This is a genomic window from Cryobacterium sp. TMB3-10, from assembly GCF_004402305.1.
Classification (GTDB): domain Bacteria; phylum Actinomycetota; class Actinomycetes; order Actinomycetales; family Microbacteriaceae; genus Cryobacterium; species Cryobacterium zongtaii.
Map to the genome: position 1 here is coordinate 580,266 of NZ_SOGH01000020.1, position 15,908 is coordinate 596,173.

Below are 15,908 nucleotides of genomic sequence, written 5' to 3' on the forward strand. Positions count from 1 at the left end.
GGAGTCCTCCGTTGATCTACATCACGGGTCGACATCCATGACAGCACCCTCAGAGCCCGGCCGCAACGCCTGTCACGGCTTCGATGACACGGCCTCCGTCAAACGGTTTCCGTCACACGGACTCGGTCACCCGCCCATCCTCGACCGCCCAGTGCCGATCGAGGCGCACGGTGGCGAGCATCCGTCGGTCGTGGGTCACCAACAACAGGGTGCCCGTGTAGGACTCGAGTGCCTGCTCCAGCTGCTCGATCGCGGCGAGGTCCAGGTGGTTGGTTGGTTCGTCGAGCACCAAGAGGTTCACGCCCGTGGCCTGCAGCAGGGCGAGACCGGCGCGGGTGCGTTCACCGGGTGACAGGGCGTCGGCGGGTCGGCTGACGTGGTCGGCGGTGAGGCCGAACTTGGCGAGCAGGGTGCGGATCTCGCCGGCCGAGAGCTCGGGCAGCCGCTGCTCGAAGATGGCCACCAGGGTCTGCTCGCCCGTGACGCTGGCCCTGGCCTGGTCGATCTCGCCGACGGCGACGCTCGCGCCCAGGCTTGTGGAACCGGAATCGGCCGCCAGGCGGCCGAGCAGGGCGCGCAGCAGCGTGGTCTTGCCGGCGCCGTTGGGTCCGGTGATGCCGATGCGCTCCCCCGCGTTGACCTGCAGGGAGACCGGACCGAAGACGAAGTCACCCTGGCGGATGAGCGCTTCGTTCAGGACCGAGACCACGCTGCTCGAGCGCGGTGCGGCGCCGATGGTGAACTCGAGCTGCCATTCCTTGCGCGGTTCGTCGACCTCGTCGAGACGACTGATGCGGCTCTCCATCTGGCGTACCTTCTGCGCCTGCTTCTCGCTGGATTCGGCGGCGGCCTTGCGTCGGATCTTGTCGTTGTCCGGAGACTTCTTCATGGCGTTGCGCACACCCTGGCTGGACCACTCCCGTTGGGTCCGGGCCCGGCCGACCAGATCGGCCCTCTTTTCGGCGAATTCGTCGTAGTCGGCGCGCTTCTGCCGTCTGGCCGTCTCGCGCTCCTCCAGGTAGGAGTCGTAGCCGCCGCCGAAAACCCGGTTGGCGCCCTGGGCGAGGTCCAGTTCGAGGATCTTGGTGACCGAGCGGGCCAAGAACTCCCTGTCGTGGCTGACCAGCACGACTCCACCGCGAAGGCCCGTGACGAAGCCTTCCAGGCGTTCGAGCCCGTCGAGGTCGAGGTCATTGGTGGGCTCATCGAGCAGCACGATGTCGAATCTGGACAGCAGCAGAGCGGCCAGTCCCACCCTGGCGGCCTGGCCGCCGGAGAGCGATGTCATCAACGCGTCCGCGGCCACGTCGGCGTCGAGGGAAAGACCGAGGTCATACAGCACGGCAGGGAGCCTGTCATCGAGGTCGGCCGCACCACTGGCCAGCCAGCGGTCCAGGGCCACCGAGTAGACATCGGCCGGGTCAGCCCCGCCCGGTGCGGCTGGTTCGGCCAGGGCAGCGGCGGCGGCGTCCATCTCCCTGGTCGCCTGGGCGCAGCCGGTGCGACGACCGATGTACTCCGCCACGGTCTCCCCTGGCACCCGTTCGTGTTCCTGGGGCAACCAGCCCACGAAGGCATCCGCCGGCGACAGGGCAACGGAACCGCCCTGCGGCTCGTCGAGGCCCGCGAGCAGGCGCAGCAGGGTGGACTTGCCCGCACCGTTCACGCCGACGATACCGACGACATCGCCGGGTGCGACGGTGAGGTCGAGGGAATCGAACAGTGTGCGGTGGGCGTAGCCACCGGCCAGGGCCTTGGCGACGAGTGTTGCGGTCATGGGTCCAGTTTCCCATCTGGACGTTACGCGCCCGACGCCCCGTCGATTCCGTTGCTCAGTCGGCCGCGTCGAGGTACAGCCAGGCGCCGGACACCTTGACGAATCGGCTGACTTCGTGCTGCTGAGCCCGCCGGCCGTCCTGACGCGAGTGTGCGGTGAATTCCACGACGCCCTCGGTGTCGAACAGGGTTCCCCGCTCGGTCCGGTCGATGTCAAGCCGCATCCACCGCACAGTCGTGTCCAACTCGATGGTGTCGGGCCGAGTTCTCGGATGCCAGGTGCGCAGGAGATAGCCTGCGTCGCCGACCGCGAAGGCCGAGTAGCGCGATCGCATGAGCTGCTCGGCCGTGGCGGCTCGGGCGTCGCTGCGGTGCAGGCGCCCGCAGCAGTCGTCGTAACTGTTGCCGCTGCCGCACGGACAGCGTACGGGAGCGGCGGGGATCGATGCCTGGTCTGAACGGGCTGCAGATGCTGAAGGGGGCATCCAGCCATTATCGACGCCCGTCAGGCCGAGGTCACTCGCACCAACGCCTCATTGCGCCCCCGGAGTCCGGGCCGGAACGGCGGGTCGAACCGTGCGTAGTAGACCGGCCCGTCCGGCAGGAGATCAGCGGCCTCCAGCGACCCGAGCAGGGAACGCCCGTGATCGGTGAATCTCTTTGTGCTCCAGCCCCCGCCGAACCGCAGGACCGCGGCCTCGTGGGCGGGCAGGACGATTATCCGCAACCTCTCGTCCAGTGGCAGGGGCGCACGGTCCGGGTCCGACTCACCCGGGAGCACGAAGCTGATCAGGTGCGCGGACTCCCCCGCCCGCTCGTGCAGCACCGGCGGCGCCATGGGGATCGTCGTTGCCGACAGGTTGTTGCCGGCGAGATAGTTCTGCAGCGGCCGGAAGCCCCGGCTCGCCGCCCGCGTGAAGCCCCCGTCGACCTGCACCTGCACGAGAACACAGTCCGGATAACGGCGCACATCGAAGCCAGGGAAGGCCCGCACCACGGTGTACTGCTGCTGCTCGGTCATATCGGGGAGTGTAATCCGAAGGCCCCCACTTGGGGGTGGAATCTGGGGCTGTAATCGTGACCCCCTTGACTGCCGAGCCGAGGGCTAGGCCTTCTTGACGACCCCGGACTTGAGCTGCATGCTCACTCCCTCGATTCGACATTCGATGTCGTGATCGCCCACACCCTGGCGCAGGCGGATGCCGCGCACCTTGGTGCCCACCTTGATGACGGTAGAGCTGCCCTTGAGTTTGAGGTCCTTGATGATGGTCACCGAATCGCCGTCGGCCAGCACGCTGCCGTGAGCGTCGGTGATCGCGGCATCCTGCACCGGCTCACCGGCGGAGGCGGCCCCTGCCGCCCACTCGTGCCCGCACAGTGGGCAGACCAGCAGCGCCCCCATCTCGTAGGTCAGTTCGCTGGAGCATTCCGGGCACGGCGGCAGGGTCTCATTCACCTCCCCATCGTAGAGCGGGGGCCCAGAGTCGATGGTCCCGCCCGCGGTGAGCCGTTGGCGTCGCCGCGGGTTGACGAGAGCGTTCAGACAAGAACAGGGCATTCCCCGACAACTCCACGCTAATGAGCGTATTTTGCCCGGTAGAGCGTGCCGTCGTTCGGGACGGCACCGCACCAGCCCTGGGATGAAGGTGGAGATATGACCCTGCACGTCCTTAAGAATCCGCCACTGGCGAGCGGACGAGGCGGGTGGTTGACGTGAGCGTCCTCGCTGAGATCCTGATCGCCCTCGCGGCGATCATGGTCGTGTCCACCGTCACGGTCATCGTCATTGCACGCGTGCTGTACAGGCGGCTACGGCGAAGTCGGGCTCTCAACGGTGCCGTGCTGCGTGTGCGCACGCGGGTGAGTGTCGGCCCGAACCACGAAATCCTCCGCCTTCGGTTGCGTCTGAGGGACTCGCTCGCCAGTGGACAGGCCGCGGTTGACCTCGCCGTGCAGAGCGGAGGCCCGCATGGTGAGTTGCAGAGGCTCGTCGGACGGTTGCAGAACGAGGGCACCAGAGTGGAGTCGCAATTGCTGTTGCTGGCCACCGAACGGGACCCTGTCGTGCTCCGAGAGACTCTCCCGGTGGCCAGTCGGCGCGTCGACCAGATCACCGGGTTGGTGGGGCGGGTCCGTTCCGTCGTTGCCGCCGGCCTCGGTGTGCGCACCGATGACACCCTCACGACCCTGGGCGCCGACGTGGACCGTGAGATCGCCGCCGTCGGCGCCGGTGTCGCGGAGTTGCACGCCCTCACCCTGCTGGACGGGTTGCCCACGCCGGAGCGGACCTCGATGCAGCAAACCTCGGCGCACCGGCTAGACAAAAGGAGCACCCCATGACCTTCACCAACCGACTGCGAGTCATCTTCCGGAGCAAGGCCTCCCGCACCCTGGACCGACTGGAGGACCCGCGTGAAGCTCTTGACGACAGCTACGAGCAGCTGGTGCGGATGCTGCAGGACGTGAGGTTGGGCCTGGCCGAGGTTGCCACCGCGAAGAAACGGATCGAGCTACAGGGCCAGGAGATGGGCGCCAGGCACCAACGGCTGGCCGACCAGGCCGATTCCGCCCTGAACCAGGGCCGGGAAGACCTGGCCAGGACCGCTCTGGAACGCCGCTCCCTGCTGGAGGGCCAGGTGGCCGCACTCCGTGACCAGTACACCCTCCTGCAGAAGCAGCAGGGGCAGCTGCAGGACAACGAACGGCGCCTGGCCGAAAGGGTAGCCGCGTTCCGCACCGAGAAGGAGAGCATCAAGGCCAGCTACGCCGCCTCGCAGGCGCAGGTGAAGGCGAACGAGGCCGCGGCCGGCCTCGGCTCGCAGATGAGCGAGGTCGGTGTCAGCCTCGACAGGGCCAAGGACCGGATCGTTCAGATGCAGGCCCGCGCCGCCGCGACCGACGAACTGCTCGCCAGCGGCGCCCTCACCGATCTCACTGCCCCACCGGATGCCGACCTGGAGCGCCAGCTGTCGTCCGGGGCGACCTCGGCAGAGGTTGAGCGGCAATTGCGAGCCATGAAGGATGCCAGGACGGCACGCCAGGGCCGGCCGGCCGGGTCTCGGGGAGCGGGGCCGGACGCGTGGCTCAGTATCGGGAATGGTCCGACCGGGCCAGGTCCTGAAGCCCCCTGAAGCGTGCCGCCAACCCGCCAACGCCGGGTGAGAAGAGCCGGCAAGAATTCCCCAGAAATATTTCCGGAAATTCTTTTCACCCGGGTTCACAGCACGACGAAAAAACCCCCGATGACTACTGTCATCGGGGGTTTTCCTTGTGCTTGGTGGATCCGAGGGGATTCGAACCCCTGACCCCCTGCATGCCATGCAGGTGCGCTACCAGCTGCGCCACGGACCCAGACTTTGTTTCGAATTCCTCCGAAACAACTTCATTAGGTTACTACATGTTTTGAGTGCTCGCGAACCAAACGCTAGTCCGCGGCGTCAATTTCCACGGTGGATTCGACATCCGCGGCGTCGACGGTCGTGTTTGCGGCGCCGTCTGCGGAGGTGTCGACGGACTCGTCGGACGAGGCGGCCTCGTCGATGGCGCGGGCACTGGCCTGGTCGATGGGGATGACCGGGCAGTCCTTCCAGAGGCGCTCGAGGGAGTAATAGACGCGCTCTTCCTCGTGGAACACGTGGACGACGAGGTCGCCGAAGTCAACGAGAATCCAGCGCCCTTCGGCGCGTCCCTCGCGGCGAAGCGGCTTGTAGCCGGCCTCGATCAGCTTGTCCTCGATTTCGCCGGCGATCGCGACGACGTTGCGTTCGGAGCGTCCCGTAACGATGAGGAAGATGTCGGCCAACGGCAACGGGGTGGAAACGTCAATGGCAACGAGGTCCTCCCCCGCTTTCGAGTCGGCGGCGGCGGCAGCCACCTTGAGGAGCTCGAGAGCGTGGGCAGAAGCGGTCATCGATTGAATCCCTGAGTTAGTAAAAGCGAAAAAGATGGCATGAGGAGATATGGGGTTGGTGGATATTCGGGGTTAGTAGATATTGAGGGCGTAGCCGACGACGAACAGCGACAGCACACCGATGGCGAGCACCGCGGCGGTGATCGCGAGAACCGTTGGCAGGGAGGCGCCGCGTTTGCGAGGCGGCGTCATCACGCCCCGGGTGGAGGTGTGGGTGCTCACGGCGCGGCTGGCGCTCACGGGTGCCACATCGTTGTGGTGACCGCCCTCGTCGAGCTGGTCGAGCATGCGGTCCATTTCGGACGAGTCGAACAGGTTCGGGTGCTGACCGGTAGCGCCCAGGCTTCGCGGGAGGTCGATCGATCCCGTGATCATGATCTCCCCGGTGCTGGTGATGGGGCCGCCGGGGCCCTGACGCGGGATGGACGGCAGGATCAGGGCGTTGGTGGTCGTGGGCATGCCGCCGGCGCCGACGCCGCGGCCCACGAGGTCGTCGAAGGTCGCGTCGTCGCGGCGCCCGATGGTCTCGATGTGGCTGTCGTCCTCGCGGTCCATCGACCAGTGGCCGATCGGCGGGTGCAGAGAGTTGACCGCGGCCGGCGCTTCGGTTCGGGGCTGGTCGTCAGCGGGGGCGGAGCGGGGTGCGGAGACCGGAGCCGGTGGGGCCTGAGAAGGTGCGGCCTGTGCCTGGCCGGAGACCTCGTCGGCGGCACTCGCGGATGAGGCGGCCTGCAGGGCACGAAGCTCACGGCGGGTGAGGGTGCGACCGGCGTCGGCGACGGCCGGATCCTCGGGGACCGGCAGCGGGGCGGGGGCCACAGACGTGTGCCGCGAGTGGTGCGGCTCGGACTCGACAGGCTTGGACTCGACAGGCTCGGACTCGACGGGCTTAGCCTCGACGGGCGCAACGATGTCGCCTGTGGCAGTCTCCTCTGCAGAAGGCGTCTCTGTGACAGCCGGCTCGTGCTCCCGAGCCAACTCGCGCAACTGTCGTCGCGTCAGTGGCTGCGGGCTATTACCCAACGTCATGCCACACTCCGATACAGATGGTGCTTTGAGATGTACTGGACAACCCCGTCGGGGACCAAGTACCAGACCGGGAAACCCCGGTTCACGCGTGCCCGGCAGTCAGTAGACGAGATCGCCAGAGCCGGAACCTCCAGCAAGCTTACGTCCTGGTTAGGCAATCCTGAAATGCTCAGGTCGTGTCCCGGGCGACTCACAGCCACGAAGTGGGCCAGTTTCCATAGTTCGGCGACGTCTTTCCAACCCAGGATCTGAGTTATCGCGTCTGCGCCGGTGATGAAGAACAGCTCGGCATCCGGGCGTTCGGCGTGCAGGTCGCGGAGGGTGTCGATCGTGAAGGTCGGGCCGGTCCGGTCCACGTCGACGCGGCTGACCGTGAAACGGGGGTTGGACGCCGTGGCGATGACGGTCATCAGGTACCGGTGTTCGGCCCGCGTCACGTCGGTCTTCTGCCAGGGCTGCCCGGTGGGCACAAAAATGACTTCGTCGAGGTCGAAGCTCTGCGCAACCTCGCTCGCTGCGACGAGGTGCCCGTGGTGGATGGGGTCGAAGGTGCCGCCCATCACGCCGATGCGCGGGCGGTTCGGGGTCACGGCGCCGATTGTCAGTGGCCGTTGTGGCTGGCTGCGCCACCATGAGCCGCGGCATAGGCGTTGGCCTTGGCGCTGTGGCGGTTCGCGACGTCGCGGAAGCTCCAGACGACGAACCCGAGGGCGGCGAACACGATGAGGGCCACGAGGCCGTAGACCCAGGTCGCGACGGGCAGCTGGGTGTGCTCGACCTCGGCAAGGACAGCGGTCACGAACAACATGGAATCTCCGTTCAGGAATACTTTTTCGCGCTGCATCGGCGGGCGGCAGCGGTACCGCGACCAGTCTAGCGGGACGCTCCGCCCGTGCCGGTGAGCGGCACCGGCGCTAGTCGCGGATCTGGCCGGTACCGCGCACGATCCACTTGGTGCTGGTGAGCTCCGGCAGACCCATCGGTCCGCGGGCGTGCAGCTTCTGGGTCGAGATCCCGACCTCCGCGCCGAACCCGAACTCACCGCCGTCGGTGAACCGGGTGGACGCGTTGACCATGACCGCGGCCGAGTCGACCTCGTTGAGGAAGCGCTCCGCGTTGACGATGTCGTTGGTGATGATCGATTCGGTGTGCCCGGTCGAATACCGACGAATGTGCGCGATCGCGGCGTCAAGGTCGGCCACCACCTTGACGGACAGGTCCAGGCTCATGTATTCGGTCGCCCAGTCCTCGTCGGTCGCGGGAACCGCCGCCGGGTAGAGTGCTCGCACCGCGGCGTCGCCGTGGATGGTGACCCCGGCGCCGGCGAGCTTGGCGAGCACCCCTGGCAGCACCCGCGCGGCCGCCTGCTCGTGCACGAGCACGGTCTCGACGGCGTTGCAGACGCTGGGTCGTTGAACCTTGGCGTTGTGCACGATGTCCGCGGCCCACTGCTCGTTGGCGGAGGCATCCAGGAAGATGTGCACGACACCGGCCCCGGTCTCGATCACGGGCACCGTCGACTCGGTCACGACGGCCTGGATCAGCCCGGCACTGCCGCGCGGAATGAGCACGTCGACCAGCCCGCGGGCCTGCATCAGCGCCGTCGCCCCGGCCCGTCCGAACGGGTCGATGGTCTGCACGCACTCCCCCGGCAGGCCGGCGGCGACCAGCGCCTCGTGGATCAGGCCGACGAGTACCCGATTGGAGTTCTCGGCGGCGGACCCGCCACGCAGCACGGCGGCGTTGCCGCTCTTGAGGGCGAGAGCGGCGATGTCCACGGTCACGTTCGGGCGGGCCTCGTAGATGACACCCACGACACCGAAGGGCACGCGTATTTGGCTGATCTTGACGCCGTTGGCCAGGCTGCTGCCGCGCACGACCTGGCCGACAGGGTCGGTCAGCGCTTCGATCTCGTCGACGGCGTCGGCCAACGAGCGGATGCGCGCCTCGTCCAGGCGCAGCCGGTCGAGAAGTCCGGCAGTCAGGCCGTTCTCGGCACCGGCGGCCAGGTCGAGGGCATTGGCGGCGACGATTTGCGCCACGTTCTCGCGCAATGCCACGGCGATTCCCTGGAGCGCCGTGTTCTTCAGCCGGGTCGGCGCGGACGCCAGTGCGAGCGAAGCCGTCCGGGCTGCGACGAGCATCGCCGTGAACCCGTCAGGGCTGGAACCGGGCACGGCCGTGGCGGGTAGGGTCTGCGACATGCCGTCAGTTTAGGGCAGAACGCCTCACTGTTGTCGGGTCGGCCGGCTCGAACCAGGTGCCGATCGAGTCGCCGCGGAGGGCCTCGGCGACCAGCGCCGTCGACGTCACCAGGACCGCGGTTCCGGCCTCTGCGGCGATCCGGGCTGCGGAGACCTTGGTGCCGGCGCCGCCGGTGCCCACGCCGGACTGGGAGGAGCCGAATTCGACGCCGGGGAGGGTATCGCCCAGAGCCACGTGCTCGATTCGTTCCGCTCCGGGCAGGTGTGGGGGCCGGGTGTACAGCGCATCAACGTCGCTGAGCAGAACGAGCAGGTCCGCCTTGACGAGGGTGGCGACGAGGGCCGCGAGCCTGTCGTTGTCGCCGAACCGGATCTCGTGGGTGGCGACGGTGTCGTTCTCGTTCACGATCGGCAGGATGCGGAGGCCCAGTAGCCGTTCCATGGCGCGCTGGGCGTTGCTGCGCGGCGACGCGTTGTCGAGGTCACCCGCGGTGAGGAGCACCTGGCCGGCGACGATGTCGTACCGGTCGAGGCTGTCCTGGTAGCGGAAGATCAACAAGTTCTGCCCCACGGACGCTGCGGCCTGCTGGGTGGCGAGGTCGGTGGGACGCTCGTCGAGCTGCAGGTACGGCATCCCGGTGGCGATGGCGCCTGAGGACACCAGTACCACCTCGGCGCCGCGGCCGTGCGCTGACGCCAGGGCGTCAACGAGGGGTGCGATCTGCCCCACATTGGCGCCGCTGATCGAGGACGATCCCACCTTCACGACGATCCGTGCCGCAGTGCCGACGCCGCTGCGCTCCAGCGGCCGCCTCGCTCCTCCGGTCACTCGGAGTCGCCCTCCTTGACGCGCCGGCGGGCGGCGTTGTTCTCGGTGACTTCGCCTTCGCCGGCGTTGAACTCCTCTTCACCGGTGGACCACATACCGGCCTCGCGCTCACGGATGAGTTCGGCACGCGCGGCGGACTTGGCGTCCATGCGCTTGAGGTATTCCTCACGACGCTCGTTGCTGGTGCGGCGCTTGGAGTCGTCCATCCGACTGTCGGTACCACGCGGGGCAGTGATTAGCTCGGCTGTGGAGGTGAGGGTGGGCTCCCAGTCGAAGATCATGCCGTCGCCAGGGCCGATGACCACTGTCGAACCGGCGACAGCGCCGGCCTTGAACAGTTCGTCCTCGGTGCCGAGCTTGGCCAGTCTGTCGGCGAGGAAGCCGACGGCCTCGTCGTTCTTGAAGTCGGTCTGCTGCACCCAGCGTTCGGGCTTGGCGCCGAGGATACGGAAGATGTTGCCGAACGAACCACCCTCGACGCGCACGATGAAACCGCTGTCGTCGACGGGCTTGGGGCGGATGACGATACGCGGCTTGAGGGCCGCGGCTTCGGCGCTCGTGATCCGGCCGGCTTCGACGGTCTCGGCCAGGGCGAAGTTCAGCTGGCGCAGTCCCTCGTGGCTGACCGTGGAGATCTCGAAGACGCGGTAGCCGCGCTCCTCGAGTTCGGCCTTCACGAAGGCGGCGAGTTCGCGGCCTTCCGGTACATCGATCTTGTTCAGCGCGATCAGCTGGGGACGCTCGAGCAGGGGCGTCTGGCCCTCGGGCACCGGGTAAGCGGCGAGTTCGCCGAGAATGATGTCCAGGTCACTGATCGGGTCGCGACCGGGGTCGAGCGTGGCGCAGTCGAGCACGTGCAGCAATGCGGTGCAGCGCTCAACGTGGCGCAGGAATTCGAGGCCGAGCCCCTTGCCCTCGCTGGCGCCCTCGATGAGACCGGGCACGTCGGCGACGGTGTAACGCACCTCACCGGCATCCACTACGCCGAGGTTGGGCTGCAGGGTGGTGAAGGGGTAGTCGGCGATCTTGGGCCGGGCCGCCGAGATGGCCGCGATCAGGCTGGACTTACCGGCCGAGGGGTAGCCGACGAGTGCGACGTCGGCCACGGTCTTGAGCTCGAGGTAGACATCGCCCTCGAAGCCGTAGGTGCCCAGCAGCGCGAAGCCGGGGGCCTTGCGCTTGGTGGAGGCGAGCGCGGCGTTGCCGAGTCCGCCCTGTCCGCCCGCGGCGACGACGATGCGGTAGCCGGGCTCGGTCATGTCGGCGAGCTCGTTGCCCTCCGCATCCTTGACGACGGTGCCCAGCGGCACGCTCAGCTCAATGATGTCGCTGCCGTACCCGTTGCGGTGGTCGCCCATGCCGGGGCCGCCGTTCGCGGAACTGCGGTGCGGTGAACGGTGGAACGCGAGCAGGGTGGTCACCTGCGGGTCGGCGACGAGAACGATGTCGCCACCGTTTCCGCCGTTTCCGCCATCGGGGCCGGCGAGAGGCTTGAACTTCTCGCGTTTGACCGAGACACAACCGTTTCCTCCGTTGCCCGCTCGCAGGTGCAGCGTGACTTGGTCAACGAACGTGGCCATGGGAATGCCCCTTTCAGGTGGCGATACAAACAAACATGAGGACGAGCCGAAGCCCGCCCTCATGCTGAAAAGCTGTGTGGATGCCTAAGCGGCAGCTACCACGATGTTGACGACCTTGCGGCCACCCTTGGCACCGAACTCGACCGAGCCGGCTTCGAGGGCGAAGAGAGTGTCGTCGCCGCCACGGCCGACGTTCACGCCGGGGTGGAAGTGGGTGCCACGCTGACGGACGATGATCTCGCCCGCGCCGACAACCTGACCACCGAAGCGCTTCACGCCGAGGCGCTGAGCGTTGGAGTCACGACCGTTGCGAGTGGAACTCGCACCTTTTTTGTGTGCCATTAGTTATTCTCCTCGGGCCTAGGCGATGCCGGTGACCTGAACGCGAGTGAGCTCCTGACGGTGCCCCTGACGCTTCTTGTAACCGGTCTTGTTCTTGAACTTCTGGATGACGATCTTCGGGCCGCGAAGGTCGTTGAGGACCTCGGCGGTGACCTTGACGTTGGCCAGCGACGTCGAGTCAGAGGTGATCTTGTCGCCGTCGACGAGAAGCACGGCGGCCAGCTCGACGTTGCCGTCCTTGTCAGCCTTGATTCGGTCCATCGTTACGATGGTCCCGACCTCTACCTTCTCCTGCCGCCCACCGGCGCGCACAACTGCGTAAACCACTTTACGTACCTATCTCTGGGGAACCCCGGGGGCTCCGATTCCTATGATGGAAAGTTACCGAGTGCACATGGACCAAGTCGGACCATGTCACTTCAGAAAACCTTGGGCGCTACGTGGACAGAGTCCTTCGCACACCAACACTCGACTTTAGCTGATCGGAATGCCCCGGTCAAACCACCTCGAGAGGGCGTGTCGCGCCCTCGGTTCGATGGCGACGCCCTGGACAAGCTTAGGGCCGCGATTGTCCATACACTTTCAGCATGGGCATACTGATCGACCAGCCGGCCTGGGCGGCCCATGGCACGCTCTGGTCTCACCTGGTGAGCGACTCCTCGCTGGCGGAGCTGCACGCCTTCGCGGCCGCGCAGGGCATCCCCCGGCGCGGATTCGATCTGGACCACTACGACGTGCCCCAGGACCGCTACGACTCCCTGGTGGCGGCCGGAGCGGAGCCGGTCGACTTTCGCGGTCTCGTCACCCGGCTGCGGGCGAGCGGCTTGCGGGTCAAGGCCAGGGACCGCTGACAGACGCTCACCAGGTCGCGTCGATGCCCACGATGCTGCGAGTGATGGCCCCGGTTGACAGGTCGACGAAGAGTGTCGTCGCCGTGGTGGCCTGCGGGTCGACGGGGTAGCCATCCGTCACCTGGGTCTGGCTGTTCGGCACGGTCTGGATCGCCAGGTACTGGTCGTTGGGTGAGATGGCGAAGCCCACGATGGTCTCGTTGGGTAGCACCGGTTCGTAGACCACCCGCGTCGTCGGAGTCGCGGGGTCGCCCGTGACCAGGATCAGCGACTGTCCCACGCGCCCGGTCGCCTGGTCGAATTCGGCCACCCTCTGCACGTACCCCTCTCCCCCGGTGAGGAAGCGCAGTTCGGCTGTATACGGCGTGGTGCCGGCGACATCCTGCGGCACGATCGCCGCCTCGGCACCCGTGGACAGGTCGAGGATGTACTGGCGGTCCTGGTCTGACACGGCAATGCGCAGCCCGTCGGGGGCGAACGCGTTGAGGTTAGGGAATTGGCCGATGGGGATGGGTACGGTTTCGGTGCCTGCTCGGGGGTCTATCAGCAGCAGGGTGGTGTCGAAGAGCTGAGCCACGACCTCGGCGCGGTTGGCCATGAACCCCCAGGCGATGGCCTGCACGGGCTCACCATCGAGCCCGGTCACGGTGTCGACGGTGCCGCGGGTGAGGTCGAGCAGGAACAGGGTGTTGTCGTAGACGTGGCCTCCTGCTCCTGCTGCGCTGGTGAAGCGGAAGCCGATCGTGCTCGAGGACGGGGAGGCCTGCAGGTCGTGCACGGTTCCGGTGCCGGGCATGGTGAGTTCGGCGGCGCGGCCGTCACGGTCCACCAGACTGAGCGTGTTGGTGAGGTCCTCGGTGAGGGTGACCACCACGAGTTCGTCGCCGACAGGAACGAACGACTGGATGTATGGGGCGCTGAATGCGACGCTCGTCTCGGCGGATCCGACGGTGGTGCGTACGATCCGGTCGGGCGCCTTGGTCGGCTCGTTCGGCTGCGCCGGGGACCGGCTGAGCAGGTAGAGCGGCGCTTCGTCGGTGCGGAAGGAGACGGCGAGGTCGCTCGACCTGTCGGCGAACGGGCCGGTGACGTCGTTGACGGTCACCGTGTACTCGGTGTCGTAGGCGAGCGGCTGGGGGAAAACGATCACGATGGAATCGTTCCTGGTCTGCACGTCGAGGACGCCGGCCGGGCTGACGGTGATCTGGTCCGTGCTCACCTCGGCGAGCTGCTGGTTCGTGTCGAGGACGAGCCGTTGGTTGGCCGTGGTGACGACGGCGCTCGTGTCGACCTGGAAACCGGTCAGCCGGGGCCCGTTGAGCACGTTGACGGCCACCAGGGCCAGACACAGCACGATCAGGCCGGTGAGGAGGGCGGCGAGGGTGCGGCGGAACCGCCGGCCACCGGCTGCGGTGTCCGGGTCGGCTGTCGAAAACTGCCCAGACGTGAGGTCAGTAGACATACGGGTCGCTCGGCTGGTCGACGGGCTCGATGGTGGTGGGAAGCACGGCGAGGGTGTCTGCGGATCGGGCGCTCGGGTTGCTCACGAAGGTGCCGGTCACCTGCACCCAGTCGTCGGTGTCGTAGCTGGCCTGCCAGCCGGGCTGGTAGACGGCAACGCCGATGGGCTGGGCGTCGACGGCGCAGCAGGTGACCACGAACCGGGCGGCGTAGAAGACGTTGTCGGGGTCTGCGGCGTCCGGCAGGACGAAGCCGGTGATGCTGGCCGTTTTGTCGGCGTAGAGGGCGGGATCCTCGGACTGGGCCAGGAGCGACACCCACTCCTTCACGCTCAGGCGTTCGTAGTCGCCGGTGCCCACCAGGGCGGCCGCCTCCTCCGCTGCGGCCTCGCTGTCCAGCCCGCCGGAATTGACCTCCCGTTGGGTGGCTGTGGCGCTGGTCAGGGTGGCCGGGGGCAGGGCCAGCACCGTGACCGTCGCGATGGCCAGAAGCAGGGCGCTGCCACTCAATGCCCAGGTCCGCCGGCCGGCGGACCTGCGGCCGGACGGCTCCGACTCCCCTGCCGCCGGGGTGCGAAACACGAAGCTGGCCACTACGAAGACGAGGCCGACAACGGCCATCACGGTGGTGAAGATGAAGTAGCGCGGGTGGATGTACAACCCGAGCTGCCCGGTGGCGCCGAGCCAGATGGTGGCCACCACGATCACCAGGCTCAGGCCGATGCCGCGCCAGCGCTCGGCCAGGTAGCCGGCCAACGTGCCCTTACGCGACATTTCCTTATGCGACATTTCCTTATGCGACATAGTTCACCAACAGGCCGGCGGCCGCGCTCATCAGGGCCACCAACGCGGTGATCTGCACGAGGGTGCGGGTGGTGAAGGTGGTGCGCATCAGGGCGAGCATCTTGACGTCGATCATGGCTCCGAAGGTGAGGAAGGCGGCGATGCCGCCAGGCATGAAGGTGCTGCCGAACGACAGCACGAAGAAGGCGTCGACGTTGGAGCACACCGCGACGATGAAGGCCAGGGCGATCATGGCCAGCACCGACCAGACCGGGTTGCTGCCGAGCGCCAGCAGCACCGAGCGGGGCACAAAAACCTGGACGAGCGCCGCGATCAGCGATCCGATGAACAGTGCGGGCATGATCACCGCGGTCTCGCGGGTGAACAGGTCGACTGACCGCTCGATACGGCCCGGCCGGGAACCGTGCGGGTGAGTGTGCCCCTCGTGCAACCCGCCGTCATGCCCGCCATTGCTCACCGGCGCGTCCGGCCGTTCGCAGGACGCTGAAAAGGTGCGGGTCAGGAGGCTGTCCGGGTCCGGGTGCCGGCTGAAGAGCCACCCGATAACGTTGGCTATCACGAAGCCGGCCACGATGCGGGTGATCAGGATCCCGTCTCCCCAGCCGAACGCCTGGTGGGTGGTGATGATCGTGATCGGGTTCAGGATGGGCGCGGCGAGCAGGAAAGTGATCGATTCCGGCACCGTGAAGCCGCCCACCATGAACCCGCGGGCCAAGGGCACGTTGCCGCATTCGCAGACCGGGAAGAACATGCCCAGCAGCGAGATGCAGGCGCGGCGGAGCACTGGTTGGCGGGGCAGGAATCGGGTGATGAAGCCGTGTGGGAGCCACACCTGCACCACCGTGGACAGCAGAATGCCGAGGAACACAAAAGGCGCTGACTCGATGATCACGCTCAGGGCGAGGGTGATGGTGTCCTGGACGCGGTCCGGCACTCCCCAGCCGGCGAACGCCGGGCTGACGGCACGGAGCGCGAACGCGGCGGCGACCAGGACCACACCGAGAATGAGTCCGGTGGGCACGCGCCGCACCGTCCCCCGATCCCTGTGCATCCATCGATCTTACCGGAGTGCGGCAACCAGACAGGCCAGGTCGACCGGCCAGGTCGACCGGCCCCGGACGAC

Annotated in this window: 19 protein-coding genes and 1 tRNA gene; 3 read left to right on the forward strand and 17 right to left on the reverse strand. The window is 67.2% G+C overall.

Features of this window, described 5'->3' with window-relative positions; all coding sequences use genetic code 11:
• Nucleotides 1–112 precede the first annotated feature (112 nt).
• The 4 genes from E3T22_RS10810 to E3T22_RS10825 form a co-directional block, all read right to left on the reverse strand.
• Nucleotides 113–1,777 carry an ABC-F family ATP-binding cassette domain-containing protein gene (locus E3T22_RS10810; RefSeq protein ID WP_088456357.1) on the reverse strand — a complete coding sequence of 555 codons (1,665 nt, stop codon included), beginning with the start codon at nucleotides 1,775–1,777 and terminating at the stop codon, nucleotides 113–115.
• A 55-nt stretch (nucleotides 1,778–1,832) separates the two neighbouring features.
• Nucleotides 1,833–2,261, reverse strand: coding sequence for a YchJ family protein (locus E3T22_RS10815; protein WP_103479545.1), 429 nt, complete (start codon nucleotides 2,259–2,261; stop codon nucleotides 1,833–1,835).
• 20 nt (nucleotides 2,262–2,281) lie between these two features.
• Complete coding sequence (locus E3T22_RS10820; protein ID WP_088456359.1) at nucleotides 2,282–2,797, reverse strand: heme-binding protein; 516 nt, start codon at nucleotides 2,795–2,797, stop codon at nucleotides 2,282–2,284.
• An 84-nt stretch (nucleotides 2,798–2,881) separates the two neighbouring features.
• Nucleotides 2,882–3,232, reverse strand: coding sequence for a zinc ribbon domain-containing protein YjdM (locus E3T22_RS10825; protein ID WP_088456360.1), 351 nt, complete (start codon nucleotides 3,230–3,232; stop codon nucleotides 2,882–2,884).
• A 257-nt stretch (nucleotides 3,233–3,489) separates the two neighbouring features.
• On the opposite strand from E3T22_RS10825, the gene E3T22_RS10830 reads away from it, so the two are divergent.
• Nucleotides 3,490–4,116 carry a hypothetical protein gene (locus E3T22_RS10830; RefSeq protein ID WP_134408735.1) on the forward strand — a complete coding sequence of 209 codons (627 nt, stop codon included), beginning with the start codon at nucleotides 3,490–3,492 and terminating at the stop codon, nucleotides 4,114–4,116.
• A complete protein-coding gene (locus tag E3T22_RS10835) occupies nucleotides 4,113–4,907 on the forward strand; it encodes a PspA/IM30 family protein (protein ID WP_088456362.1) in 795 nt (264 codons plus the stop codon). The genes E3T22_RS10830 and E3T22_RS10835 overlap by 4 nt, the downstream gene beginning before the upstream one ends.
• Before the next feature lie 144 nt (nucleotides 4,908–5,051).
• Here the strand turns inward: E3T22_RS10835 and E3T22_RS10840 are convergent.
• The 10 genes from E3T22_RS10840 to rplU all read right to left on the reverse strand — a co-directional run bounded on the left by E3T22_RS10840 (nucleotide 5,052) and on the right by rplU (nucleotide 11,997).
• Nucleotides 5,052–5,127: transfer RNA gene (locus E3T22_RS10840), tRNA-Ala, on the reverse strand.
• A 73-nt stretch (nucleotides 5,128–5,200) separates the two neighbouring features.
• A complete protein-coding gene (gene rsfS / locus E3T22_RS10845; RefSeq protein ID WP_088456363.1) occupies nucleotides 5,201–5,686 on the reverse strand; it encodes a ribosome silencing factor in 486 nt (161 codons plus the stop codon).
• 72 nt (nucleotides 5,687–5,758) lie between these two features.
• A complete protein-coding gene (locus tag E3T22_RS10850) occupies nucleotides 5,759–6,505 on the reverse strand; it encodes a hypothetical protein (protein WP_103479546.1) in 747 nt (248 codons plus the stop codon).
• Between the two features lie 206 nt (nucleotides 6,506–6,711).
• Entirely contained in the window at nucleotides 6,712–7,314 is a 603-nt protein-coding gene (gene nadD / locus E3T22_RS10855; RefSeq protein ID WP_255416811.1) for a nicotinate-nucleotide adenylyltransferase, read from the reverse strand.
• Nucleotides 7,315–7,316: 2 nt separating this feature from the next.
• Nucleotides 7,317–7,523 (reverse strand): hypothetical protein, encoded by a 207-nt coding sequence (locus E3T22_RS10860; protein WP_088456365.1) that lies wholly within the window; start codon nucleotides 7,521–7,523, stop codon nucleotides 7,317–7,319.
• Between the two features lie 106 nt (nucleotides 7,524–7,629).
• The gene (locus E3T22_RS10865; RefSeq protein WP_088456366.1) at nucleotides 7,630–8,919 is read right to left on the reverse strand and encodes a glutamate-5-semialdehyde dehydrogenase; all 1,290 of its coding nucleotides are present in this window, start codon (nucleotides 8,917–8,919) and stop codon (nucleotides 7,630–7,632) included.
• 4 nt (nucleotides 8,920–8,923) lie between these two features.
• Complete coding sequence (gene proB, locus E3T22_RS10870; protein WP_088458016.1) at nucleotides 8,924–9,724, reverse strand: glutamate 5-kinase; 801 nt, start codon at nucleotides 9,722–9,724, stop codon at nucleotides 8,924–8,926.
• A gap of 20 nt (nucleotides 9,725–9,744) precedes the next feature.
• A complete protein-coding gene (obgE, locus tag E3T22_RS10875; protein WP_088456367.1) occupies nucleotides 9,745–11,328 on the reverse strand; it encodes a GTPase ObgE in 1,584 nt (527 codons plus the stop codon).
• Between the two features lie 84 nt (nucleotides 11,329–11,412).
• Entirely contained in the window at nucleotides 11,413–11,670 is a 258-nt protein-coding gene (gene rpmA, locus E3T22_RS10880) for a 50S ribosomal protein L27 (RefSeq protein WP_066595878.1), read from the reverse strand.
• An 18-nt stretch (nucleotides 11,671–11,688) separates the two neighbouring features.
• Nucleotides 11,689–11,997: a 50S ribosomal protein L21 gene (gene rplU, locus E3T22_RS10885; RefSeq protein ID WP_066595881.1), complete on the reverse strand. Its 309-nt coding sequence runs from the start codon at nucleotides 11,995–11,997 to the stop codon at nucleotides 11,689–11,691.
• Nucleotides 11,998–12,257: 260 nt separating this feature from the next.
• Here rplU and E3T22_RS10890 point away from each other — a divergent pair, with 260 nt between their 5' ends.
• Nucleotides 12,258–12,521 carry a DUF4031 domain-containing protein gene (locus E3T22_RS10890; protein WP_088456368.1) on the forward strand — a complete coding sequence of 88 codons (264 nt, stop codon included), beginning with the start codon at nucleotides 12,258–12,260 and terminating at the stop codon, nucleotides 12,519–12,521.
• A 7-nt stretch (nucleotides 12,522–12,528) separates the two neighbouring features.
• On the opposite strand, the gene E3T22_RS10895 is transcribed toward E3T22_RS10890, so the two are convergent.
• The 3 genes from E3T22_RS10895 to E3T22_RS10905 are packed head-to-tail and all read right to left on the reverse strand — an operon-like array spanning nucleotide 12,529 to nucleotide 15,836.
• Nucleotides 12,529–13,983 (reverse strand): hypothetical protein, encoded by a 1,455-nt coding sequence (locus E3T22_RS10895; RefSeq protein ID WP_134480103.1) that lies wholly within the window; start codon nucleotides 13,981–13,983, stop codon nucleotides 12,529–12,531.
• Nucleotides 13,973–14,770, reverse strand: coding sequence for a TIGR03943 family protein (locus E3T22_RS10900; RefSeq protein ID WP_241980143.1), 798 nt, complete (start codon nucleotides 14,768–14,770; stop codon nucleotides 13,973–13,975). The genes E3T22_RS10895 and E3T22_RS10900 overlap by 11 nt, the downstream gene beginning before the upstream one ends.
• Before the next feature lie 4 nt (nucleotides 14,771–14,774).
• The gene (locus E3T22_RS10905) at nucleotides 14,775–15,836 is read right to left on the reverse strand and encodes a permease (RefSeq protein WP_088456371.1); all 1,062 of its coding nucleotides are present in this window, start codon (nucleotides 15,834–15,836) and stop codon (nucleotides 14,775–14,777) included.
• Nucleotides 15,837–15,908 lie beyond the last annotated feature (72 nt).